Here is a 23,088-nt window from a genome sequence, read left to right as displayed (position 1 = left end):
CACTCCCCGCAGTTATCCGGAACCTCGGTGCTACGATCCTCTTTTGAGTCCCGAACACGTGCGGACGGTACCGGCGCGACCGCCGAGGGGATGAACATGACTGCAGCTCAACCGGAATACGCTCCCTCGGGATCGGACGTACTGAGCCTCCAGCGCGGTGGTCCGACCGTCCAGCGCATCATGCTGGGCACCCGACTGCGCCGCCTGCGGGAGTCCCTCAACATCACCCGGGACACGGCCGCTTCGGCCATACGCGCCTCCGACGCCAAGCTCTGCCGCATGGAACTGGGCCGCGTCGGCTTCAAAGAACGCGACGTCGCCGACCTGTTGACCCTCTACGGCCTCCACGAGCCGGATGTCCGCCAGGAGTTCCTGGACTCGGTCCGCCGCGCCAACGAACCCGGCTGGTGGCGCGCGTACGGCGACGCCTTCCCGACCTGGTTCGAGCAGCACCTGGGTCTGGAGGAGGCCACCTCCCTGATCCGCACCTACGAAGTCCAGTTCATTCCCGGCCTGTTGCAGACCGCCGCGTACGCCGAGGCCGTCATCCGGCTCGGCCGTCCCGTCGACACCCCGGACTCGATCCAGCGCCGCGTCGAACTCCGCATGACCCGGCAGGAGTTGCTCACCAGGCCCGGCGCGCCGAAGCTCTGGGTCGTGGTGGACGAGGCCGCGCTGCGCCGTCCGCTCGGCGGCACCGAGGTGATGCGCGCACAGCTGCGGCACCTCGTCGAGACCTCGGCACTGCCGAACGTCACGCTTCAGGTGCTGCCGTTCCACGTGGGCGGCCACGCCGCCGCCGGCGGTCCGGTCACCGTGCTGCGCTTCCCGGTGCCGGACCTGCCGGACGTCGTCTACCTCGAACAACTCACCAGCGCCCTCTACCTGGACAAGCCCGACGAGGTCGACCACTACCTCGCGGTCATGGACCGGCTGAGCCTGGTGGCCTCACCGGCCCCCGAGTCGGTGGAGTTCCTGGAGAAACTCCTCAAGGACATGTGAGGGCGGGAGGTCCCCGGCCGCTCAGCTCCGCGACCGGTACAGCCCGAACTCCGCGATCCGCACGATGTCCCGGGCCGCCGTCACCCGGACCCGCCATCGCCGGGCGCGCACCGGCGCGGGCAGCAGCAGGATGCGGCTCGCGCCGATCGTCCCGGCCCGGGTGACCTCCGTCCACGCCCCGCCGACGTGCGCCTCGACCACGAAGGCCTCGCACTGCTGGCCGCAGCGGGCCGTGTCCTCCGCCAACCGGACGCGGTCCACGGCCCGTTCGGTACCGAGGTCGACGGTGACCCGGCCGGGCGCGGTGGTCTTCCGGGCCCCGCGCGCCAGGTCCTCGGGCAGCTCCCGGTCCACCCGCTCGCGGAACTCCCGCAGGCGTGCCACGTCCGGGGCCGCCAGCACGCCGTCCGTGTCCGGTGGCACGTTGAGCAGCAGCACCGCGTTGCGGCCGACCGAGCCGAAGTAGATGTCGATCAACTCGTCCACGCTCTTGGGCGGTTGGTCCGGGTGGTAGAACCAGCCGTCGTGGATCGACACATCGCACTCGGCGGGCCACCACTGGAGGTAGTCGGTGTCCGGCAGCGCCGAGACGAGCGCGTCACGGCTGCCCTCGTCGGGGGTGTCGTACGACAACGCCCAGTCGGTGCGCCCGTACTGCTCCTCCTTCACCGGGAGGACGCTCCACTCGTCCTCCCGCGCGGTGCCGCCCTCGTTGCCGACCCAGCGCACGTCCGGTCCGGTCACGGCGATCGCCGCGTCCGGGGCGAGTGACCGGACCAGCGTGTACCAGCTGTCCCAGTCGTAGTCCTCGACGTGGCCCGGCGGGATGCGGCCCTGGGCGCCGTCGAACCAGACCTCGTCGATCGGACCGTACTCCGTCAGCACTTCGTAGAGGGTGTTGAGCATGTGGGCGCCGTAGTCGGTGGCGTCCAGGGTGAAGGAGATGTCCGGGGAGCGGTCGTCGCCGTCGACGAGGGTCGGGATCGTGCGGGTGGTGCGGGCACTGCCGTTGGCGTAGACACCGTGGAGGTACTGGTTCTCGTCGGCGGGCGAGAGGTAGACGCCGGCCTTGAGGCCGTACCGCCGCATGCTGTCGGCGAAGGAGCGCAGTACGTCGCCCCGGCCCGCACGCCAACTGCTGTACGCGACGGTGTGGTCGGTGTAGCGGGAGGGGTAGAGGACGAAGCCGTCGTGGTGCTTGACGGTGAGGATGGCGAGCTGGAAGCCGCCGTCGCGCAGGGCGCGGGCCCACTGGTCGGTGTCGAGACCGGCCGGCTGGAACACGTCCGGGTCCTCGTCACCGGTCCCCCACTCCAGACCGGTGAAGGTGTTCACGCCGAAGTGCAGGAACGCCGTCCGCTCCAGCCGCTGCCACGCCACCTGCCGTGCGGTGGGCCGGACTTGGGAGGCCTTGCGGACGAGGTCGGCCTCGGTGTCGCCGGGGCCTACGGGGATGCGGGAGCGGGTGTCGGACGGGGGCCGGGGTGCCGCGAGGGCGGTGGACGTGGCCGTGCCGGTCGCGGCGAGGGCGGTGGCCGAGAGGACGAAGAGGCGTCTGGAGAGGGCCATGGGGGTGGGACTCCTCCGGTGGGTCAGTGGGCGGTCACGTGCCAGATGGCGGGCGGGTGCTGGTCCGGCGGGTACTGCACGAGCGCGCCGTCGGCCGCGACGCTCAGCGCCATCCGCGTGATGGCGTTCACGAGCCGGTAGCCGCTCGGCCCGGACTCAAGGTCCCAGCGCTGCATGGTGTTCGTGGCGTCGCAGGGCTGCGGGGTGGCCGGGACTCCGGGCTGGAGCGGCACGTTGAGGGTGAGCCTGCCGCCCCGTATCTCCAGGCAGCCGTCGGTGGTCCGCAGGGTCGCGTAGCCGTCCGGGGTGCGCCGCACCGTGGCGTCGAGGGAGGTGCCGCCCGCCGTACGGAACGTGTAGGTCCCGTCCGCGACCGGCACCCGGGTCAGGTCCCGCAGGCCGGGCGCGTGCCCGACCGCCGTGCCCCGTGCGGTGAACGCGGCGTAGGTGGCGTCGGGGTGCGGGTCGCCCCAGGTGGCCTGGGCGAGGTGGCGCAGGGCGGGCTCGGTGTCGGCCATGACCTCGTTCTCGGTCTCGCCGCGGCCGTTGTCGGGCCAGAGGCTGATCTTCGCGCCGGTGATGCCGTGACGGGAGGTGAGCTTCTCGCCCTCGAAGCTGCGCGGGTCCCAGCTCTGGTCGTAGAGCGCCTCGGTGTCGCTGTGGAAGCCGCCGCGGACCAGGTAGAGTGAGTAGGCCGCGTTCATCAACGGGTAGCCCTGGGCGATGAGTTGGCTCGGTTTCTCGGTGACGTCGAGCCAGTGCTCGACCGTCGTGCCGGGCGCCACCGGGACGGTGTTGGCGCCGGTGAGCCCGTCGTTCCAGATGCGCAGCTTCCGGCCCTTGCCCGCCGCGTAGGCCTGGACCCGGTTGATGAAGTCGATGTAGGCGTCCTGCGGGGTGGCGTCGGCGCCGTACTTCTCCCGGGCGTAGCGGAGCATCTGCGGGTACTTCGAGTAGTCGGAGCCGAGCATGTACTCGTCGGCGCCCATGTGCCAGGAGGACGCGGTGAAGACCTGCGCGTACTCGTCCATCAGGCTGGTGTAGTAGTCGAAGGCGGCCGGTTGCGTGACGTCGAGCCGGGCGGGCTGCCTGGTGCCGTCGCTGTCGGTCAGCTGGAGGTCGGGCCGGTTCTCTATCCACGGGTCCATGTGGCCCGGGGAGTTGATCTCCGGGATGATCTCTACGTGGTACCTGTCGCCGAGCGCGACGAGGCGGCGCATCTCGTCCTGGGTGTAGTAGCCCCACGTGTCGGCCTCGGGGTGCGCGGCGCTCTTCACCTTGAGTTCCAGGAGCAGTTGGTTGAGCTTGTGGTACGCCATCTCGCGGACCAGGTTCTCCAGCCAGGGCAGGGAGATGTGGACGTAGCAGGCGCAGACGCCGACTCCGCGTTCCCGGTAGCGCGGGACGTCGACCGTGCGTCCGGCGGGTACGCGGTCGCCCTGGGCGAGGAGTTGGAGGAGGGTCCGGGTGCCGTAGAAGGCGCCCGTCCCGGTGGCGGCGGTCACCGACAGCCGTGCGCCCGCGTGGAGTTCGTAGCCTTCGTCACCCAACGCGCGCCGCCCCGGGCCGACATGGATCACGATGTCTCCGGGGCGGGCGGCGCCCCGTACGACAGGCACTCGTCCGTGACCGGCGGCCTTCAGGTCGTCGGCGAGGGTGTCGGCGACCCGGCGTTCGCTCGTGCTGCCGGCCACGATCCGGGCGCCGGGGCGGAAGGCGTAACTCCCGTTCTCCGGAGTCCAGTCGGCGAGCGCGGGCACCGTGACCGGCACCGCCCGCTCCTGCTGTGCCGCGACCGCCGACGCGGGTACGGGTGCGGCGAGCAGTGCGCACACCGCCGCGAAGCCGATGAACCGGAACCGTCTCTTCCTGCGCTCAGCCATGCCACTCCACCGGTCGCGATTGATCGGACGACTGATGATTGGACTACGCTCAAGGGCTGTCAATGGGCGGCGGGAGCAGCCGAGTTGGGCCATTGATCGGATGACCAGCAGGTCAGTCGGGCACCACCCGGTACCGGCTCACGAAAAGTCCAACAAGACGGCCCCGAATGTCCAAGACCGGCGGCCCGGGGTGTCCGCCCCGGCCGGCTCTCGACGCACCGCCTCTCCCGAGGCACAGTTCTCCGTACATACTCGCGAGTAGTGAGAAGGAGCGCGCCCGTGACCAGCTGGGTCGGCCGTACCGCCGTCGAGATCGCCACCGCCGTACGGGAGAAGCGGGTCACCCCGCGCGAGGTGGTGGCCGAGCATCTCGCGCGGATCGAACGGCTGGACGGGCGGGTCGGGGCGTTCCGGGTGGTGCGGGCAGAGGCGGCGCGGGCGGAGGCCGACGCGGTGGGCGCGCGGGACGATCTGGCCCGGCTGCCCCTGGCGGGCGTGCCGGTGGCCGTCAAGGACAACCTCCCGGTGACCGGCGAGTCGAACCGGGTCGGCTCCGCGGCGACCCCGGACACCCCCGCCGGCCACGACCACATCACCGTGGCGCGGCTGCGGGCGGCGGGCGCGATCGTCGTAGGCCTCACCAACGTGCCCGAGCTGTGCATCTTCGGGACGACCGAGGGCGTGCACGGGACCTCCCGCAACCCGTGGGACACCGGCCGCACGGCGGGCGGTTCATCGGGCGGCAGCGCCGCCGCCGTGGCCGCGGGCATGGTGCCGATCGCGCTCGGCAACGACGGCATGGGCTCGCTGCGCATCCCCGCGGCCAACTGCGGGCTGGTCACGATCAAGCCGGGGTTCGGGGTGGTGCCGGCCGGCATCGGAGACGGTGACTGGTTCGGAATGTCCGAGAACGGACCCCTGGCGACGACCGTCGAGGACGCCCGGCTGATGCTTTCGGTCATCGCGGACATCGAGGTCGTACGCCCCGACGGGCCCACCCCCCGGAAGATCGCCGCCTCGGTGCGCAGCCCGCTCACCGGAGTGGCCGTCGGCAAGCCGTATACGACCGCAGTGCGGGAGGCGGCCGGGCTGCTGAACAGGGCCGGGCACACCGTGCTGCGTGCCGATCCGCCGTATCCGCTCTCCCTGAGCACGACCTCCCTCGCGCACTGGACGGCGGGCACGTCGGTGGACGCGGCGGGGCTCGACCCGCGCCGGCTGACGCGGCGCAGCCGGGTGCACGCGGCGATCGGACGGCGGTTCGTGAAGGGCGTCCGCACCGGCAGGGCCCGGGAGCAGCTGCGGGAGCGCATGGCGCCGTTCTTCGCCGAGCACGACGTCCTGCTGACGGCGGCGCTGGCCCGCCGCTCCCCCAAGGCCGGGCCGTGGCACGAGCGCGGCTGGCTGCGGAACGTGCTGGTGAACAGCGCCTACTCGCCGATGACACCCCCGTGGAACCTCACCGGCTGGCCGGCGATGTCGGTGCCGTTCGGCACCCTGCCCTCCGGCGCGCCCTGCGCCGTGCAGCTGGTGGGACGGCCGGGGTCGGAGGCGGCGCTGCTGGAGCTGGCGGAGGAGCTGGAGACACTGCGGCCGTGGCAGCGGACGGCGCCGCTCGACTAGAGGGTGCCGCCGGGCGCGTCCCTACAGCGCGCGGTGCATGACGTGCAGGCCGACGCGGCCGTCGCGGGGATGGTCGAAGGCGTCGGGCACCGTGCCCAGGATCGTGAAGCCGAGGGAGAGCCAGAGTCCGACGGCCGGGTTGGTCTCGACGACGGCGTTGAACACCATGCCGCGAAAGCCCTGGTCGCGGGCGGTGGTGAGGATGTGTTCGGCGAGGGCGCGGCCGATGCCGCGGCCGCCGTGGTCGGGGTCGACCATGAAGCCGGCGTTGGCGATGCGGTCGGCGGGGCCGCCGTAGTTCGGGGTGACGTAGGCCGAGCCGACGACCGTGCCGGTCTCGTCCTCGGCGACGTACACGCGCTTCGGCGGGCTCGTCCACAGGGCCCGGGCCGCCTCTTCGGAGGTGTCCCGGGCCCAGGTGTAGGTGTCGCCCGCGGCGACGATCCGGTGCCAGAAAGGCCAGATCCGCGGCCAGTCGTCGGCCGCGGCTTCTCTGATCAGCATGGGCGTGATCCTTCCACGCCCATGCCGTCGGCGATCGCGAGGGGTTCCGCGGAGGTCAGTCCACGCTGGGGAGGATGTGGGGCTCGGCGAGGTCGTCCTCGTAGCCCGCGAGTCGGATGGGGGCGGACCGTGCCCACACGGCCAGGCTGCCGAGCTCGTCGGACCTGCGGCCCGCACGCTCCATGTGTTCCTTGGGGCGTTGCTCGCGATTCGTCTTCTCCGGTGTCACCGCGCACTCCTTATGTGTCGGGTCACCCTCGGGGCACACCGGCCGGTCATCGGTCCGGTACCTGGCCCGCTCGGGCGTGGGTTCAAGGCAGTTCGGACGCGGTGGCGCCGGTCACTCGTGTGAGAGCAGGCCGTTGTGACCGGCTTGCCCCGGGACGGACCATGGGTGTGGGTGGGACCCCTTGTCGCTGTCCGTCCGCCTCAGGTTAACCAAATGAGCGGGCCGCCGCTCGATGGGGCCGAAAACATGGTGTAACCATTACAAGTCTCCCCGTGTTCTTCGGCCATGACCTGAACCGGTTTGTTACATCATGCGCGGTTTGATGTCCCCCCGCTCGACCGAGGCCCCCGACCGCACGAGCGGGAACATGACCTACGTCACTCAGGGCGGCGCGCAGTTCAGGTCCCGTTGGCTGTGCCGAAAGCTCGCCATGATCCCCTGGGGTTCCGCACGGGCTGTCTCGCGGGAGGACTGACGCATGGAGTTGCGCAGCGTCGAGGAGCTGATGGATCTGCTGTACGCCTGTCGGGGCGCCTGGGACACCCCCGACCGGAGCGGCGACCCGGTCGATCTGCACGACCACGCGTTGCAGACGGCCGCGCTGCTGCGCCGAAGTCGCCCCGCCGACAAGGAACTCCAGGTGGCCGGCCTGGTCCACGACATCGGGCATCTGCTGCGGCCGGGCGACGACGCCGGGCACGCGGACCACGCGGCGGACGCCGTCCGCGCCCTGCTCGGCCGGCGTGTCGCCCGGCTCGTCCATCTGCACGTGCCCGCGAAGCGCTATCTCGCCACCTCGTCCCCGGGCCACGATCTGTCCGCGCAGAGCATGCTGACCCTGCGCGCGCAGGGCGGCCCCATGTCCCCCGCCGAGGCCGCCGCCTTCGAACGCGACCCGCTCGCCGAGGACGCGGTCACCCTGCGCCAGGCCGACGACGCCGGCAAGGTCGTCGGCCTCGACGCCGGGGTCCTGGAGGACTGGCGCACGGTCCTGGACATCGTGGCCGCACGGAATTCCCGCATCCCCAACTCGCCTCTGGGGGCTGTCGACTGACGGTCCGTCATGAGATCGTACGGCGATGACGTCGTCGTACGGTCTGCGGGGCCGGGCCGTTGTGGTCACCGGTGGTACGCGGGGTATCGGACGTGCCGTGGCCGAGGCGTTCGCCGGGGCCGGGGCGCTGGTGTGCGTGAGTGCGCGGGACGCCGGTGAAGTGGCGCGGGCCGCCGAGGAGTTGGGCGGGGTCGGCCTGGCCGGGGATGTCGCCGACCCGGACCATCCGCGGGAGCTGACCGCGTGCGCGCTGGACGCGTTCGGGCGGATCGACGTGGTCGTGAACAACGCGGCGACGAACCAGCCGTACGGCCCGCTGATGGAGGCCGATCCGGACGCGTGGCGCACGGCGTTCACGGTGAACGTCGAGGCCCCGCTGCGGCTGGTGCAGTGCGGGTGGCGGGCGTGGATGCGTGAGCACGGGGGCGCGGTGGTCAACGTGTGCACGGAGGGCGCCGGGCATGTCGGGCCGAACGTGGGCGCGTACTCCACCAGCAAGGCGGCCCTGCTCCACCTCACCCGGCAGCTCGCCGGTGAACTCGCGCCCGGGGTGCGGGTCAACGCCGTCTCCCCCGGGCTCGTCCGCACCGAGATGGCCCGGTTCGTGTGGGAGCCGGGCGAGCCGGAACTCGCCGCCGGCCTGCCCCTCGGCCGGATCGGGGAGCCGGCCGACGTCGCCCGGGCCGTGCTGTGGCTGGCCTCCGACCAGGCCGAGTGGATCACGGGGGCGGAGCTGCTGGTGGACGGGGGGACGCGGGTCAGGGCGGCGCACACCTCCGGGACCTCCGGCGGGTACGCCGTCCATGACCGGCTGCGGTCGGGCGGACCGCCCCGGGTGGGACCGGCCGGTCCCTCATGAGGACGAGGCCGGCCGCACCCGCGGGGCCCTTACGGGAACAGGGCGATGCCGACGAGGATCAGCAGGACGACACCGGCGACGAGCGCCGCGGTCGCCCACGTGCCCCGGTGCTTCACCGTGGTCGTGGAGCCGCCGCCGCCTCGCGGCCGGTCCTCCGGCAGGGCGCGGTCGGCCGGGCGGTCGCTCGCGTAGAACTCGTCGTCGGTCGGATAGTGGTTGCGCGGGTCGTCGAAGGCCCTCGGATCGATGCCGTGTGTACTGGCCATGAGAACTCCTCGCGCGGTCCTCACCAGGGCCGGAACCCCGACCGGCGACCGGGCCGGCGTCCGGGGTGGCGGGTCACCACTTACCGGGCGCGTAGTCCTTCAGGAAGACGCCGTACAGGTCCTCGCCCTGCTCGCCGCGCACAATCGGATCGTAAACCCGCGCAGCGCCGTCGACCAGGTCGAGCGGTGCGTGGAAGCCCTCCTCGGCGAGGCGGAGCTTGTCGTAGTGGGGGCGTTCGTCGGTGATCCAGCCGGTGTCGACCGAGGTCATGAGGATGCCGTCGCTCTGGAACATCTCCTGGCCGCTGGTGCGGGTCACCATGTTCATCGCGGCCTTGGCCGCGTTGGTGTTGGGGTGCCCGGCGCCCTTGTAGCCGCGGCCGAAGACGCCCTCCATGGCGGAGACGTTGACGATGTACGCGCGTCCGCTGGCCGCGGACTTCGCGGCGGCGGCCATGGCCGGGCGGAGCTTGCTGATCAGGATGAACGGGGCGGTGTAGTTGCACAGCTGGGTCTCGAGGAGTTCCACCGGGGAGATCTGCTCGATGGTCTGGACCCAGGTGTTGGTGTCGACGACGTCCGGGACCAGGCCGCCGGCGTCGATGGCCGTGCCGTCGAGGTGCCGGGCGACGCTGGCGTTGCCCGCGACCAGAGCGAGGTCGGCGACCTGCTGGGCGTCGAGGCCGCTGATGCCGACGGGCAGCGCGGCGAGACCGTCGACCGCGCCGGAGCCGAAGGCGCCGATGACGTGGTGGGCGGGGAGTTCACCGGCGGGCAGCGGGGCGCCCTCGCCGTCGACGAGGGCGGCGTAGGCGGAGGGCAGCCGTCGTACGGTCTGGGTCGCGTTGTTGATGAGGATGTCGAGCGGGCCCGCTTCGGCGACCTGGTCGGCGAGGGCGACCGCCTGGGCCGGGTCGCGCAGGTCGATGCCGACGACCTCCAGTCGGTGCAGCCAGTCCGCGGAGTCGTCCATGGCCTTGAAGCGGCGGATGGCGTCCTTCGGGAACCGCGTGGTGATCGTGGTGTGGGCGCCGTCGCGCAGCAGCCGCAGCGCGATGTACATGCCGATCTTGGCGCGACCGCCGGTGAGCAGGGCGCGCTTGCCGGTGAGGTCGGCGTGGTCGTCGCGCTTCTCGCGGTTCAGGCGGGCGCAGTCGGGACAGAGCTGGTGGTAGAAGTAGTCGACTTCCACGTACCGGGTCTTGCAGGTGTAGCAGGAGCGGGGCCGCTGGAGTATCCCGGCGATCCGGCCCTCCTCCGTCACCGACGTCGGGAGGAGGCCCTCGGTCTCGTCGTCGATGCGCTGGGCGGAGCCGGTCGCGGTGGACTCGGTGACCGCTTTGTCGTGGGCGGTCTTCGCGGCCCTGCGCTCCTGGCGGCGGCGCTGCTTGACGCTGCGGTAGATGCCGGCGGTGGCGCGGCGGACGGTGATCGCGTCGGGGTGGTCGACGTCGATCTTCTCCAGTTCGTCGAGCACGCTGAGGCAGACGGCCAGCCGCTCGGGGTCGATGCCGGGCCCGTACACGACCTCGTCCGGGGTCATCGAGCCGTCCTCTGTCACCGTCATCGCGCTGCCGTTTCCTTGGGTCGTCCGCGGCGCCGCTCGATCGCGCGCACCGTCGAACCGGGAATTTTACGGAGCGCCGGGCCGCAGCACCAAACCCGCGCGAGGTCACGACCCGCAGGCGGTGATGAGCGTCTCCACCTCCTCGGTGAGCGCGCGGGCGAACACGTCGAGATCGGGTACGGCCGCCGCGTCGGCGACGAGGCCGTAGTGGACCTGTCCGCGGAACGTGGAGACGGCGACGGCGAGGGACTGGCCGCGGGCGAGCGGGGCGTACGGGAAGACGGCCGTGACGGGGTTGCCGCCGAGCTTCAGGCCGATGCCGGGCAGCGGGACGCTGGTGACGAGGATGTCGAACCAGAGCCGGGCGGCCTGCGCGGCGAAGGGTCCGCCGAGGCGGTGGCCGAGGGCGGGGACGTGGTCGGCGAGGAGGGCGACGGCGCCGGCTCCCCGGTTGGGGCCCGCGTCCTTGTTGCGGTCCATGGCGGTGCGCACGGAGTCGAGCCGGGCGAGGGGGTCCGGGTCGTCGACGGGCAGCCGTATCAGATAACCGGAGAGCCGGTTGCCCTGTGGCTGCGCGGAGCGCGGACGGCGTTTGGAGACGGGGATGAGGGCGCGCGGCGCGACGCCCTCGCTGCCGTCGCCGCGTGCGTCGAGCCAGCGGCGCAGGGCGCCCGCGACGACCGCGATGAGCACGTCGTTGACGGTCCCGCCGACCACCTTGCGGACCCGGTGCACGTCGTCGAGGTCGACGACGACTCCGGCGGTGCGGCGGGTGCCCGAGGGCTCGGAGGCCAGCGCCGACGACGAGCGGACGTCCAGGGTGGAGCGGGCGACGGACGCCCCGATGTCGAGGGCCCGGCCGACGTCGGACAGCGCGCCGCGGAGCAGGTCGGGCAGCTTGCGCACGTCGGGGACGCGTCCGCGGGCGGGTTCGGCGGGGCGGGGGCGGCGCTCGGGCAGGTCCATCGGGTCGAGGATCGCGGCGGCGAGGGTCAGGGCCCGCAGTCCGTCGGCCAGGGCGTGGTGGAACTTGAACAGCACGGCGAAGGAGTCGCCGTCCTCGCCGGGCAGCACATGCGCCTCCCACGGGGGCCGGCCGCGCTCCAGCGGGCGTTCCATGAGCCGGCCGGCGTCCGCCTGGAAGTCGGCGGTCGGGGCGTGCAGCCGGACGTGGTGGAGCGGGTCGAAGTCCGGGTCGGCCTCGCGGGTGGCGCTCCCGAAGGACAGGGACAGCGGCTGCCACACGTCCCGGATGCGCATCCGCAGCCCCGGTACGGCGGCGGCGCGGGCGGCGAGGAGGTCGGCGGCGTGGGCTCCGGCGGTCGGTGAGTGCGCCGAGAAGACGCCGAGTGCGCCCAGGTGCATCGGGTTCAGGTCGGACTCGATGTTCCAGAACGCAAGGTCGAGAGGAGCGAGCAGGTCGGAAGTCAATTGCTTGCCTCGCGTCGACTAGGGGTGAGCAAGCAGTACAACGCCGACACGTGATTACGGTCAAGTACGATCAAGCTACGCACAGTTAACAGCAGGTTACGTCATGCCCGGGTCCCGCCCTTCTGGGAAGGGCGGGACTGCGGAGACACACGGGATCACGTCAGCGCAGGTGGCGCCGCCTCGGGTGATGTACCCCACTCCGACGGGTGCGGGCCGACCGTGAAGTCCAGCGACCGCAGGGAGCGGAGCGCGCCCGTCGTCAGATAGGTCCGGGCGTAGGGCGTGCCGTCCGTCCGGGCGCCCTGGATGTAGCGGTCGCTCGCCGAGGTGCCGGGCGCCGTGACGGTGAGGGCGCCGTGCGGGTAGTAGCGGCGGTCCAGGGTCAGGTCGACCCGGTCGAAGACGGGGGTGGACAGGCCCCAGGTGTCGTAGCCGGGCTGGACCGGGAAGATCCCGATCGACGACAGGACGTTCCAGGCGGACATCGTGCCGAGGTCGTCGTTGCCGGTCATGCCGGTCGGGCCGTCCGTGAACAGGGTCAGCGCGGCGTGCACGACGTCGGTCGTCTTCCACGGCTGGCCGGTGGACAGGTAGGTGTAGGGGGCGATGAGGTCGGGCTCGTTCTGCGGGTTGTACTTGTCCGCGTTGTAGTAGTCGTACGGCCCGTTGACCCACACCTCGCGTGCGGTCCCCGCCGGGTCGGCCAGCAGCCGGTCGTAGGCGAAGAAGGAGTCGAGGCGTGCGTTGGCCGCCTGCCGGCCGCCGATGAGGTCGACCATGCCGGGCAGATCCTGCGGCACCAGCCACTGGTACTGCCAGGACGTGCCCTCGTGGAAGCCCTCGCTCTGCGCGGGGTCGGCCGGGCCGACGAAGGCGCCGGAGGCGTCGCGGGCGCGGAAGAAGCCGGTGGAGGGGTCGAAGACGGTGCGGTAGTTCTGGGCACGGGCGGCGTAGCGGGCGGCGTCGGCGCCGTGCCCGAGGTCGCGGGCCATCCGGGCGAGCATGGCGTCCGAGAGGGCGTACTCCAGGGTGGCCGAGGCCCCGTGGTCGTAGTCCGAGTCACCGGGCTTCGCGTGCGGGCGGTCCTTGATGTAGGGCGCGAACCCGCCCGCGAGGTACTCCTTGTTCGCCTCCCGGCCGACCGCGGCCGAGTCGGTGGGCGGCACGCCGTCGGCGTTCTGCTTCAGCGCCCGGTACGCGCGTTCCTCGTATCCCTTCAGCAGGCCCTGCTGGTAGGCGTTGGTGAGGAACGGGGTGACCGGGTCGCCGGTCATGATGTTCGTCTCGACCGTGCCGTAGCCCCACTTGGGCAGCCAGCCGCTCTCCTCGTCGATCCTGATCACCGAGATCGCCATGTCGCGGGCCTCGCGGGGTGCGAGCAGGGCGAGGAGCTGGGACTGGGTGCGGTAGGTGTCCCACAGGGACCAGTTCTGGTAGTACGTGAAGTCCCGTGCCCGGTGGACCTGTTGGTCCCAGCCGGTGTAGCGGCCGTCGGCGTCGCTGCCGATGTTCGGGGCGAGGAAGGACCGGTACAGGGACGAGTAGAAGGTCCGGCGCAGACTGTCGGACCCGCCCCGCGCGCGCACGTCGTCGAGCCGGTCCTCCCAGGCCCGTTGGGCGCGGTGGCGTACCGCGTCGAAGGAACTCCCGCCCTCCGCGCGGAGGTTGACGGCCGCGCCGTGCGCGTCGACGTACGACAGGGCCGTGGTCGCCTCGACCGTGCGGTCCCCGGTCGTGTCGAAGCGGACGTACGCGCCGCCGCTCCCGGTCCTCGAACCGGCGGTCACCGTCGAGCCGTTCCAGGTGCCGTACGTGGTGAACGGCCGGTCGAAGCGGGTGATCGTGTAGACGGTGTAGGGCTTGGTGTCCTGGCAGAAGCCGCGGCCGGTGATGGCGGTCCGCACGGTGCGGTGGTCGAGGACCTCGACCTTCGAGGTGACGCCGGAGTGCAGCGACTGGGCCGCGTTCAGCAGGACGTTGGCCTTGTCGGTGGCCGGGAAGGTGTAGCGCTGGACGCCGGTGCGGGCGGTCGCGGTGAGTTCGGCCCCGATGCCCGAGTGCAGGCCGACCTGGTAGTAGCCGGGGCTCGCGTGCTCGTCGTCGTGGCCGAACTCGGCGGCGTACTGTGCGTAGTCGGTCTGTGTGACGTCTCCGGTCGTGGGCAGGACGGGCAGGTCGCCGCCCAGCCCGCAGCCGACGCCGGAGAGGTGCACGAGGGAGAAGCCGCGGATGTGGTTCTGGGAGTAGTCGTAGCCGGTGTTGTGGCCGGTGTCCGGCGAGAACTGCACCATGCCGAACGGCACGGCGGCGCCGGGATAGGTGTTGCCGTCGTTCTCGGTGCCGATGAACGGGTTGACCAGATCGGTGAGTTGGCCGTGGGGTGCGGCTTCGGCCGCGGCGGGGGCGGCGAACAGCGCGGACGCTGCCACCGCCCCCGCCATCCCCAGGCGCAGGCGCCGGGTCCATCTCATGCGGGTGGGCCTCCGGTTGGCGGAAGGGGTCAGGTGGTGGGGCAGTTGGCGGGGGTCGCCCGCGAGGCGTCGCGGATCAGGGCCTGCTGGGCGGCCCTCACCCGCTGCGCGTCGGGCTTGAGCACCCGGCGGTCGTAGGTCATCAGGCCGTTCAACTCGCCCTCGACGTCCGATATCTGGGTGTAGACCGCGCCGTTGCTCCCCTGGCAAGCCAGGGCGTGCACCTCGGCGAGCTTGGTGAGGTAGTCGTCGGTGTAGGCGGCCGGGTCGACGTCGACGTACGACTGCTGGACCGACCAGGCGTGCCCGGGCACCGCGAGCCCGAGGCCGCCGTACTCGCCGCTCACCAGGGCGCGTTGACCGTCCGGGTGGGGTGGCAGGGCCGGGCTGGGATAGCCGTGTTCGTCGATGATGTCGCCGGTGCCGCCGTCGACGCCGAGGTTGATGCCGGACATGCTGTTGACGAGCCGGGTCGGGTCCCAGGCCTTGGCCTGGTCGGCGATGCGGGCCTCGTCGTACTGGCCCCACCCCTCGTTGAAGGTGACCCACATGACGACCGACGGGCTGCTGATGTGCTCGTCGATCATCTGCTTCATCTCGCGCTCGTACTCGGCGCGGGCGGCCGTCGAGGGGTTCACCCCGGCCGTCATCGCGGGCATGTCCTGCCACACCATGAGGCCGAGCCTGTCGGCCCAGTAGAACCAGCGGTCGGGCTCGACCTTGATGTGCTTGCGCACCGCGTTGAAGCCCAGCTCCTTGTGGATCCTGAGGTCGTGGGCGAGCGCCTCGTCGGTCGGGGCCGTGTAGAGACCGTCCGGCCAGAAGCCCTGGTCGAGGGTGGCCATCATGAAGACGGGCTTGCCGTTGAGGACCGTGCGCGGGACGCCGTCGACCTTCTCGACGGCGATGGAGCGCATCCCGAAGTAGCTGCCGACGCGGTCCTTGCCGACGGTGACCTTCAGGTCGTAGAGGAACGGGTCGTCGGGCGACCACAGGTGCGGGTCGCGCAGGGTCAGGGTCAGCGGGCCGCCCGTGCGGCCGTGTGCCGTGGCGACCTCGCGTTTTCCGTCGTACGCCGTCGCCGTGATCGGTACGCCGGCGCGAACTCCCTCGGCCTCGACGGTGAGTCGGCCCTTGGTGACGTCGGGGGTGAGCTTGAGGGAGCCGACGTGGTCGGTGGCGACCGGTTCCATCCAGACCGTCTGCCAGATGCCCGAGGTCGGGGTGTACCAGATGCCGCTGGGGTCGAGACGCTGTTTGCCGACGGGCGGGTTCTCGCCGTCGGCCGCGTCGGTGGGGTCGTAGACGCCGACGATCAGTTCCTGGGTGTGTCCGGGCCTGAGCGCGTCGGTGACGTCGGCGCTGAACTTGTCATAGCCGCCCTGGTGTTCGGTGACCTTCGTGCCGTTGACCCAGACCTCGGCGCGCCAGTCGACGGCGCCGAAGTTGAGCATCAGGCGCTTGCCCGAGCCGACCTTCCAGTCCGCGGGGACGGTGAAGGTGCGGCGGTACCACATGCGGTCCTCGTGGCGTTCCAGGCCGGAGAGCTGGGACTCGACCGGGTACGGGACGAGGATGCGTTCGGCGAGGTTCCTGCCGACCGGGGGCCGCTCCCCCGCCGTGGCCGCGGCGAACTGCCAACTGCCGTTGAGGTTGCGCCAGTCGGTACGGGTCAGTTGCGGGCGCGGGTACTCGGGGAGGGCGTTGTGCGGGCCCACCTGGTCGGCCCACTGGGTGCGCAGTTCGTAGGTGGAGTGGTTCGGGCCGGTGCTCCAGAAGCCGTTGATAACGTTGCCATCGGCCGAGGAGAGACCGGCGTCGCCGTCGTAGCGGATGTCCGCGGTGCCGGAGGCGGTGCCGGTCTTGTTGCCCACGACGGGCTGGGTGAGCGCGATGAGCAGGGTCCGCGGGTCGGCCGGGTCCTGCTTGATCTCTCCCAGGGGCCACTTGGCGCCGCCGATCACCGCTTCGAGGTGGTCGGCGAGGTCGGCCGGGGGTGCGGCGAGGGGCTGGGCGAAGTCGAGTTTCAGGGTGCGGCCGGTGCCGGTGACCGTGGCGGCGACGGCGCCGTCGTAGTCGTAGCCGTCGGGGAGCCGGAAGGCCGACTGCGGGACGGCCACCTTGGTGCCTCCCGGTTCGGTCCAGCGCACGTGGAGGTTGGAGCCGCCGTAGTGCTCGAAGTACTCGACCTTGATGTCGTAGGCCGTGCCGGCGGTCAACTCGACCGGGGCGGCGGTCTGTTCGGTGTCCCAGTCGTCGACCCAGTGGTCGATGACGAGTTGTCCGCCGATCCAGAGGCGGAAGCCGTTGTCGCCGATGACCGAGAAGGTGTGGGGGCCGGTCTTCGTCGGGACGACCTTGCCGGTCCAGCGGATGCTGACGTCGTCCGACTGGCCGGTGGCGAAGGCGAGCCGGGGTTCGAGGTTGTCGAAGTCGAGGTTCGGGTCGACGCCGGTGGCCTTGAGGTCGGCGAAGTCGAAGGCGCCGGGGGCGGACTGGGTGTAGTACTCGCCCTTCAGGCCGTGGATCTCGGCGGGGGTGTCGGCCGCGGCGGCGCTCGCGGCGGGGAGGGCGGCCAGCCCGGCGATGCCGAGGGCCAGGGCGAGCAGTAACGCGAGTCGGTCTCTGAGTCGTCTGATGCGCACGGAACCTCCATAACAACGTTGTCATGGGCAGCAGTTGGCATGACAACACGGATTCCGCATTCCGTCCAGGGACATGACAAGCGGGGGCGGGAGGTGGTCCCGCCGTGCGCCCGGACGCGGCGCGGCCCCGGCGCGACCGCAGGGCACCGGGGCTCGGAACCGCCACCACCTGGCGTTATGTGACCAGTTGGTTCTTCCCGAGTGCGATGACACCGCCCTGGGAGACGGTGTACAGATCGGCGTCGCGCTCCGGGTTGACGCCGATCGTCGCGCCCGGCGGCACCTCGACGTTCTTGTCCAGCACGGCGCCCCGGACGACCGCGCCCCGGCCGATGTGGACGTTGTCGTGCAGGATCGAGCCCTGGACCACCGCCCCGGGGTCGACCACCACCCCCGGGGAGAGCACGGACCGGGTGACCTGGCCGCGGATCAGGCAGCCGGAGCTGATGATCGACTCGCTGGCCATGCCGCCGGCGTTGAAGCGGGCCGGGGAGAGCTGGCCGGAGTGGGTGTAGATGGGCCAGTTGCGGTTGTAGAGGTTGAAGGCGGGGCGCTCGGCTATGAGGTCCATGTGGGCGTCGTAGTAGGCGTCCAGGGTGCCGACGTCCCGCCAGTAACCCTGGTCCCGGGTGGTCTCGCCGGGGACGTGGTTCGCGCTGAAGTCGTACAGGGCGGCCTCGCCCCGGTCGGTGAGCGCGGGCAGGATCGACCCGCCCATGTCGTGCACCGAGTCGAGGTCCTCGGCGTCCCGCTGAAGGGCCTCTATCAGCGCCTTGGTGGTGAAGATGTAGTTGCCCATCGAGGCGTACACGCACTCCGGGTCGTCCACCAGACCCGGCGGATCGGTGGGCTTCTCCAGGAAGCGCTCGACCGTCTGGCCGTCCGAGCCCGGGGTGATCACGCCGAACTGCGAGGACTCGGCGCGCGGGACGCGGATACCGGCCACGGTGACACCCGCGCCGCTCTCCATGTGCTGGGCCAGCATCTGCCGGGGGTCCATGCGGTACACGTGGTCGGCGCCGAACACCGCGACGTACTCGGGGCGTTCGTCGTAGATCAGGTTCAGCGACTGCAGGATCGCGTCCGCGCTGCCGAGGTACCAGCGCGGACCCAGGCGCTGCTGGGCCGGGACCGGTGTGACGTAGTTGCCGAGCAGGCTCGACATGCGCCACGTGGTGGTGATGTGCCGGTCCAGCGAATGCGACTTGTACTGCGTGAGCACGCAGATGCGCAGAATGTCGGCGTTGACGAGATTGGACAGTACGAAATCCACGAGACGGTACGTGCCGCCGAAGGTGACCGCGGGTTTGGCCCGGTCGGCGGTCAGGGGCATCAGCCGCTTGCCCTCACCGCCCGCCAGTACGATCCCGAGCACCGAAGGTCCGCCACGACGCATGGCCGCTCCCCTCACCCTGATTTGACCCCAGCCTGCCCCGAGCCGCGCACACTAAGCCTGTTCGGCGATCTCCGCGTAGAGCCGCGCGGTGCGCCGCGCCACGGCGTCCCAGCCGAACTCGCCCACCGCGCGTTCCCGCCCGGCCTCGCCCATCCGTTTCGCGGTCTCCGGATCGGCGAGCACGGAGTCGAGAGCCCGCGCGAGGCCGGCCTCGAAGTCGTCGTCCACCGGCACCAGGAGACCCGTCTCCCCGTGTGCCACCACTTCGGGGATGCCCCCGACCCGGGAGGCGACCACGGCCGTGCCGCAGGCCATCGCCTCCAGGTTCACGATCCCGAGGGGCTCGTACACCGAGGGGCAGGCGAACACGGTGGCGTGGGTGAGGAGTTGGATGACCTCCGGGCGGGGCAGCATCTGCGGGATCCAGTGGACGCCCGCGCGGACGCGACTCAGCTCCTCGAAGAGGTCGCGGAACTCGCGGTCGATCTCCGGGGTGTCCGGCGCGCCCGCGCACAGCACGACCTGTGCGGCCGGGTCGATGTCCCGCACGGCGCGCAGCAGATGGGGCACGCCCTTCTGGCGGGTGATGCGGCCGACGAACAGCACGTAGGGGCGGTCGGGGTCGATGCCGAGCCGGGTGAGCACGTCCGTGCCGTGGTCGGGGCGGTAGAGCGCGGTGTCGATGCCGTTGTGGACCACCCGCACCTTCGCCGGGTCCAGCGCCGGGTAGCAGGTGAGGATGTCCTCGCGCATGGCCCCCGACACGGCGATGACACCGTCGGCGGCCTCGATCGCGGTGCGCTCGGCCCAGCTGGAGAGGGCGTAGCCGCCGCCGAGCTGCTCGGCCTTCCAGGGGCGCAGCGGCTCCAGCGAGTGCGCGGTCATCACGTGCGGGATGCCGTGGAGGAGCTTGGCGAAGTGGCCGGCGAGGTTGGCGTACCAGGTGTGGGAGTGGACGAGTTCGCGGCCTTCGAGGGCGGCGGCCATGGAGAGGTCGACGGAGAAGGTCCGCAGGGCGTCGTTGGCGCCGTCGAGGACGGGCCAGGAGCGGTGGCGTACGACGCCTTCGGTGCGGCCCTCACCCCAGCAGTGCACGTCGAGGTCGACCAGGGGCCTCAACTCCCGGGCGAGGAACTCCACATGGACGCCCGCGCCGCCGTACACATCCGGCGGGTACTCCCGGGTCAGCAGTCCCACTCGCACCCGAAACCCCTTGTTCTCGGCGGCAGATTGCCCTCATGGTCACCCAGAAGCCGCGTTCGGGGAAGAGCCCGGCGGTCGTGTGAAGCAGCAGTCCCCGCACACCCCGCCACCGGGGATCCGATAGTAGAGGCAGCAGCTGCGGCGCCGGAAGGAGCTCCCGGTGAACGTTCCGGTGCCCGCGAGGAGCGGGTGGGCGAAGAGTTCCCCGGTCAGGGCACGCGCGCGCGTGGCGACGTCGGCGCGGCCACGCGCGCGTGCCCAGCGGTTCAGCTCCCGTGCGGCGCCCGCGAGCGCGGAGGCCGCGTTGCCCCACAGGAGACCGGCGGCCGTGCGGTGACGGGCCGCCAGCGCCGTGACCAGCGGTTCCAGGTGGGCGTGCAGGACCGTCTCGGCGAGGGTCGCGGCGTCGCCGGGCAACGGGCGCACCTCGGCCAGCCACAGGTCGTCGGGCGCGCTCGCCTCGGTGTCCCAGTGCAGCAGGCCCGGGTCGAGGTCGGGGACACGGCCGTACAGGACGGCGCTGCCGAGGGCCGCCGACCAGAGCCGGGCCGCGAGTCCCTGCTGGGCGATCGAGGCGGCGATCCGGGGCTCGGGGGCGTGGATCCGTTCGGCGACGACATGGACACGAGAAGTCAGCGGATTTCCGTAAACATCCGACGACGGGTTTTCGTAGGCCCGCGCGAGGGTCGGCAGCGGGCCGTGCGGGGCTCCGCCCGTGCGTAGTACGAAGAAGCCGCCGAGCGGGCGGAGCGCGGCGAGTTCGGGGTCGAGGTCCACGAACAGCAGTAGTACCAAGGCCCTCGGGGATGTCCCTCACGGGGTGTCGCCCGGTGTCACCCACCCTGGGGAGGACAGCGGGCCTCTCGTACTCCATCGGCAGTACTACCCGATCGGTGCTCAGGTACGACGACGGGAAGAACATCGCAGGGCATCGTGTTCTGTATGAAAGCCGACCGTTCGCCGCGTGGTGCCAGAGGCGCCCGCCTGACGCAGAGGAGCTGCCGATGAGCGCCCTCGCGTTGTCCATCCTGCTGTCGCTCGTCTCCGCCGTGGCCTACGCCGGCGGCGCGATCGTGCAGGAGCGCGTCGCGGTGTCCTCGCCCGAGCAGGAGTACGCGCCGCTGCGCCGCCCCAGCTGGTGGGCGGCGGTCGGACTGAACGGCACCGGCGGTCTGCTGCACGTGGTGGCGCTGGCCTACGGCCCGCTGAGCCTGGTGCAGCCGCTCGGCGCCCTGACGATCGTGTTCGCGCTGCCGATGGCGGCGCTCTTCGTCGGCCGCAGGGCCGGGTCCACCGCCTGGCGCGGCGCGATCATGGCGACGATCGGTCTGGCGGGTCTGCTCTCCCTGGTCGGCGCGTCCGACAGCCACTCGCTGAGCACCGCCCAGCGGGTGTCCGTCGCCGTGCTCACCGGCGCGGTGGTCGTGACCCTGATGATCGCGGGCCGCGCGGCACACCGGCACCCGGCGGTGCGCAGCGTGCTGCTGGCGACCGCGTCCGGCATAGCCTTCGGCATGTCCTCGGTGTTCACGAAGACGGTGACGGTCGACTGGGACGACAGCGCGGTCTCCGCCACCGACATCCCGTTCCTGGCCGTGATCGCGGTGTTCGCGGTCGCCGGTCTGATGCTCTCGCAGGCCTCCTACCGCGGCGCGGGCCTCGCGGCCCCGCTGGCGGTCCTGACCGTGGTGAACCCGGTGGTGGCGGCGGCGGTCGGCATCACGATGTTCGGCGAGACCTTCCGCTACGGCACGACGGGCACCCTCCTCGCCCTGTCGGCCGGAGTGGTCGCCGCAGGCGGGTTGATCCTGCTGACCACGGAGCGGCTGGAGAAGTCCGTGCCGGCCGACACCGCCGCGGCCCCGCTGGCGCCCTCGCCCGTCGAGGAGTTGCTGGACGCCCTCCCTGGCCAGCCCGTCGACGTGAGCGTGAACGTCGGCGCGCCGGACGCGGACATCACCGCCGGCACCTCGGGCGGCGGGATCCTGGTCCCGGCCCAGACGGCGGGTCCGGCCGACGGGGATCACCGGACCGCGGAGCCGACCGACTCCGATGAGACGGAGGCGGTCAGCTACTTCGGCCCGTTCTACGCCGGCCTGTACGTGATGCTCCCGGTGCCCGACCGGCACCGGGTGCGCGTCAAATCCTGACGCCGCCGGCCCGCAGATAGGCGAGCGGGTCGATGTCGGTACCGAAGCCGGGCCCCGTCCGCACCTCGAAGTGCAGATGCGGGCCCGTGGTGTTTCCGGTGGACCCCGACCGCCCGATGCGCTGCCCCTCGCCGACCGACTGGCCGTCCCGCACGGAGATCGCGGACAGGTGGGCGTACTGCGAGTACCGCCCGTCGGCGTGCCGGATCACCACCTGGTAGCCGTACGAACCCGCCCATCCGGCCTCGACGACCGTCCCGGACTCGATGGCCTTCACCGAGGTGCCGGTGGGGACGAGGAAGTCGACGCCCGTGTGGTAGCCCTTCGACCAGTGCGAGCCCTCCGCGTGGTAGGCGGTGCCGATGGGCGCGTTGACGGGCGCGACGAGGGAGCGGCCCGTCGACTTCTTGGTGGTCTTCTCCGCCGTGTGCGAAGTGGCCTTCTTCTTCTGGGACTTGGTGGCCGGTTTCGTCTTCGTGCGGGAAGTGGGGTCGGCCTTGGGGTGCAGGCTCAGCCGCTGTCCGGGCAGGATGAGGTCCGGGTCGCTGCCGACGGTCGCCCGGTTCGCGGCGTACAGGCCGTGCCAGCCGCCGTCGACCCGCTCGGCGTCGGCGATCCCGGAGAGGGTGTCGCCGCGCACGACCGTGTACATCTCGGCGGTGCCCGCGCGGGACTGCGGGGTGGTCTGCGGCTGGACGTCCTTCACGGACCGCTTGACGACGGTCTGCTGACCGCCCTGGGCCTTGCTCTTGTGCGCCGAGGTGCTCTCGGTCCTGGTGCCGCCGACGTGGATGTCGGGGGCGCCGCCGCCCCGGGTGAGTCCGGCGCGCACCGAGCACACCGGCCAGGCGCCGGGTCCCTGCCCCTTGAGCACCTTCTCGGCGACGGCGATCTGCTGGTCCCGGGTGGCCAGGTCGGCGCGGCGCGCGTACGCGGTGCCGCCGTAGGCCTCCCAGGTGGACTGGGTGAACTGCAGCCCGCCGTAGAACCCGTTGCCGGTGTTGATGCTCCAGTCGCCGCTGGACTCGCAGGCGGCGACCTTGTTCCAGGTGCTCACATCGGCCGCCTGGGCGGTGCCGGCGCCCGCGCCGACGAGCGGGATCGCGATGCCCGCGCCGCCCGCCGTGACCGTGAGCAGCGAGGCCCGGTTGATCCTGTTCGGCTGATACCGGCGGTGCCGGCCGCGTACGGCCATGGAGAATCCCCCTCGACATGCGTCAGGAGGGCCAAAAGTAA

At 71.6% G+C, this 23,088-nt stretch carries 18 protein-coding genes; 5 read left to right on the top strand and 13 right to left on the bottom strand.

The features are described 5' to 3' along the window. The first annotated feature begins 96 nt into the window (after positions 1-96). Complete coding sequence (locus tag ACIPTO_RS32230) at positions 97-1,002, top strand: helix-turn-helix transcriptional regulator (protein ID WP_366322779.1); 906 nt, start codon at positions 97-99, stop codon at positions 1,000-1,002. A gap of 21 nt (positions 1,003-1,023) precedes the next feature. Here ACIPTO_RS32230 and ACIPTO_RS32225 read toward each other — a convergent pair whose 3' ends face one another. Together ACIPTO_RS32225 and ACIPTO_RS32220 are read right to left on the bottom strand one after the other, a co-directional pair. Continuing rightward, the gene (locus ACIPTO_RS32225; RefSeq protein ID WP_401198005.1) at positions 1,024-2,571 is read right to left on the bottom strand and encodes an alpha-L-fucosidase; all 1,548 of its coding nucleotides are present in this window, start codon (positions 2,569-2,571) and stop codon (positions 1,024-1,026) included. A gap of 23 nt (positions 2,572-2,594) precedes the next feature. Continuing rightward, positions 2,595-4,454 carry a family 20 glycosylhydrolase gene (locus tag ACIPTO_RS32220; protein WP_401198002.1) on the bottom strand — a complete coding sequence of 620 codons (1,860 nt, stop codon included), beginning with the start codon at positions 4,452-4,454 and terminating at the stop codon, positions 2,595-2,597. A gap of 279 nt (positions 4,455-4,733) precedes the next feature. Here ACIPTO_RS32220 and ACIPTO_RS32215 point away from each other — a divergent pair, with 279 nt between their 5' ends. Continuing rightward, on the top strand, positions 4,734-6,077 hold the full coding sequence (locus ACIPTO_RS32215; protein ID WP_401198000.1) for an amidase: 1,344 nt from the start codon (positions 4,734-4,736) through the stop codon (positions 6,075-6,077). Between the two features lie 21 nt (positions 6,078-6,098). Here the strand turns inward: ACIPTO_RS32215 and ACIPTO_RS32210 are convergent, their stop codons facing one another. Together ACIPTO_RS32210 and ACIPTO_RS32205 are read right to left on the bottom strand one after the other, a co-directional pair. Then, on the bottom strand, positions 6,099-6,581 hold the full coding sequence (locus ACIPTO_RS32210; protein ID WP_401197997.1) for a GNAT family N-acetyltransferase: 483 nt from the start codon (positions 6,579-6,581) through the stop codon (positions 6,099-6,101). Between the two features lie 55 nt (positions 6,582-6,636). Beyond that, positions 6,637-6,810 (bottom strand): hypothetical protein, encoded by a 174-nt coding sequence (locus ACIPTO_RS32205; RefSeq protein WP_366322769.1) that lies wholly within the window; start codon positions 6,808-6,810, stop codon positions 6,637-6,639. A 478-nt stretch (positions 6,811-7,288) separates the two neighbouring features. Here ACIPTO_RS32205 and ACIPTO_RS32200 point away from each other — a divergent pair, with 478 nt between their 5' ends. Further along, positions 7,289-7,864: an HD domain-containing protein gene (locus tag ACIPTO_RS32200; protein WP_401197995.1), complete on the top strand. Its 576-nt coding sequence runs from the start codon at positions 7,289-7,291 to the stop codon at positions 7,862-7,864. A gap of 25 nt (positions 7,865-7,889) precedes the next feature. Continuing rightward, entirely contained in the window at positions 7,890-8,723 is an 834-nt protein-coding gene (locus tag ACIPTO_RS32195) for an SDR family oxidoreductase (protein WP_366322765.1), read from the top strand. Positions 8,724-8,752: 29 nt separating this feature from the next. Here the strand turns inward: ACIPTO_RS32195 and ACIPTO_RS32190 are convergent, their stop codons facing one another. The 8 genes from ACIPTO_RS32190 to ACIPTO_RS32155 form a co-directional block, all read right to left on the bottom strand. Further along, positions 8,753-8,989, bottom strand: a complete 237-nt coding sequence (locus ACIPTO_RS32190; protein WP_366322763.1) for a hypothetical protein — start codon at positions 8,987-8,989, stop codon at positions 8,753-8,755. A 73-nt stretch (positions 8,990-9,062) separates the two neighbouring features. Continuing rightward, a complete protein-coding gene (locus tag ACIPTO_RS32185; protein ID WP_366322761.1) occupies positions 9,063-10,556 on the bottom strand; it encodes an SDR family NAD(P)-dependent oxidoreductase in 1,494 nt (497 codons plus the stop codon). 105 nt (positions 10,557-10,661) lie between these two features. Then, positions 10,662-11,987, bottom strand: a complete 1,326-nt coding sequence (locus tag ACIPTO_RS32180) for a wax ester/triacylglycerol synthase family O-acyltransferase (RefSeq protein ID WP_366322759.1) — start codon at positions 11,985-11,987, stop codon at positions 10,662-10,664. A 155-nt stretch (positions 11,988-12,142) separates the two neighbouring features. Then, complete coding sequence (locus ACIPTO_RS32175; protein ID WP_401197990.1) at positions 12,143-14,458, bottom strand: GH92 family glycosyl hydrolase; 2,316 nt, start codon at positions 14,456-14,458, stop codon at positions 12,143-12,145. 29 nt (positions 14,459-14,487) lie between these two features. Then, a complete protein-coding gene (locus ACIPTO_RS32170) occupies positions 14,488-17,103 on the bottom strand; it encodes a PA14 domain-containing protein (protein ID WP_401197988.1) in 2,616 nt (871 codons plus the stop codon). A 175-nt stretch (positions 17,104-17,278) separates the two neighbouring features. After that, complete coding sequence (gene glgC / locus ACIPTO_RS32165; protein ID WP_401197986.1) at positions 17,279-18,499, bottom strand: glucose-1-phosphate adenylyltransferase; 1,221 nt, start codon at positions 18,497-18,499, stop codon at positions 17,279-17,281. 51 nt (positions 18,500-18,550) lie between these two features. Next, on the bottom strand, positions 18,551-19,702 hold the full coding sequence (gene glgA / locus ACIPTO_RS32160) for a glycogen synthase (RefSeq protein WP_366322751.1): 1,152 nt from the start codon (positions 19,700-19,702) through the stop codon (positions 18,551-18,553). A gap of 39 nt (positions 19,703-19,741) precedes the next feature. After that, on the bottom strand, positions 19,742-20,497 hold the full coding sequence (locus ACIPTO_RS32155) for a (2Fe-2S)-binding protein (protein ID WP_401197983.1): 756 nt from the start codon (positions 20,495-20,497) through the stop codon (positions 19,742-19,744). Positions 20,498-20,706: 209 nt separating this feature from the next. Here ACIPTO_RS32155 and ACIPTO_RS32150 point away from each other — a divergent pair, with 209 nt between their 5' ends. Further along, a complete protein-coding gene (locus tag ACIPTO_RS32150) occupies positions 20,707-21,852 on the top strand; it encodes a DMT family transporter (RefSeq protein ID WP_401197981.1) in 1,146 nt (381 codons plus the stop codon). Here ACIPTO_RS32150 and ACIPTO_RS32145 read toward each other — a convergent pair. Beyond that, entirely contained in the window at positions 21,842-23,047 is a 1,206-nt protein-coding gene (locus ACIPTO_RS32145; protein ID WP_366322745.1) for a transglycosylase family protein, read from the bottom strand. The genes ACIPTO_RS32150 and ACIPTO_RS32145 overlap by 11 nt on opposite strands. Positions 23,048-23,088: the final 41 nt, after the last annotated feature.

This window comes from Streptomyces sp. NPDC090083 (assembly GCF_044747445.1).
In the GTDB taxonomy this organism is placed as follows: Bacteria; Actinomycetota; Actinomycetes; order Streptomycetales; family Streptomycetaceae; genus Streptomyces.
Note: the sequence above shows the minus strand (reverse complement) of the source record. Positions and strands in the feature narration are given on the sequence as shown.

Excerpts from the sequence above, each read along its gene's own strand:
- ACIPTO_RS32145 (WP_366322745.1), bottom strand. The coding sequence starts at position 23,047 with ATGGCCGTACGCGGCCGGCACCGCCGGTATCAGCCGAACAGGATCAAC.
- ACIPTO_RS32220 (WP_401198002.1), bottom strand. The coding sequence starts at position 4,454 with ATGGCTGAGCGCAGGAAGAGACGGTTCCGGTTCATCGGCTTCGCGGCG.
- ACIPTO_RS32150 (WP_401197981.1), top strand. The coding sequence starts at position 20,707 with ATGAGCGCCCTCGCGTTGTCCATCCTGCTGTCGCTCGTCTCCGCCGTG.
- ACIPTO_RS32200 (WP_401197995.1), top strand. The coding sequence starts at position 7,289 with ATGGAGTTGCGCAGCGTCGAGGAGCTGATGGATCTGCTGTACGCCTGT.
- ACIPTO_RS32175 (WP_401197990.1), bottom strand. The coding sequence starts at position 14,458 with ATGAGATGGACCCGGCGCCTGCGCCTGGGGATGGCGGGGGCGGTGGCA.
- ACIPTO_RS32190 (WP_366322763.1), bottom strand. The coding sequence starts at position 8,989 with ATGGCCAGTACACACGGCATCGATCCGAGGGCCTTCGACGACCCGCGC.
- ACIPTO_RS32210 (WP_401197997.1), bottom strand. The coding sequence starts at position 6,581 with ATGCTGATCAGAGAAGCCGCGGCCGACGACTGGCCGCGGATCTGGCCT.
- ACIPTO_RS32225 (WP_401198005.1), bottom strand. The coding sequence starts at position 2,571 with ATGGCCCTCTCCAGACGCCTCTTCGTCCTCTCGGCCACCGCCCTCGCC.
- glgC (WP_401197986.1), bottom strand. The coding sequence starts at position 18,499 with ATGCGTCGTGGCGGACCTTCGGTGCTCGGGATCGTACTGGCGGGCGGT.
- ACIPTO_RS32230 (WP_366322779.1), top strand. The coding sequence starts at position 97 with ATGACTGCAGCTCAACCGGAATACGCTCCCTCGGGATCGGACGTACTG.
- ACIPTO_RS32185 (WP_366322761.1), bottom strand. The coding sequence starts at position 10,556 with ATGACGGTGACAGAGGACGGCTCGATGACCCCGGACGAGGTCGTGTAC.
- ACIPTO_RS32195 (WP_366322765.1), top strand. The coding sequence starts at position 7,890 with ATGACGTCGTCGTACGGTCTGCGGGGCCGGGCCGTTGTGGTCACCGGT.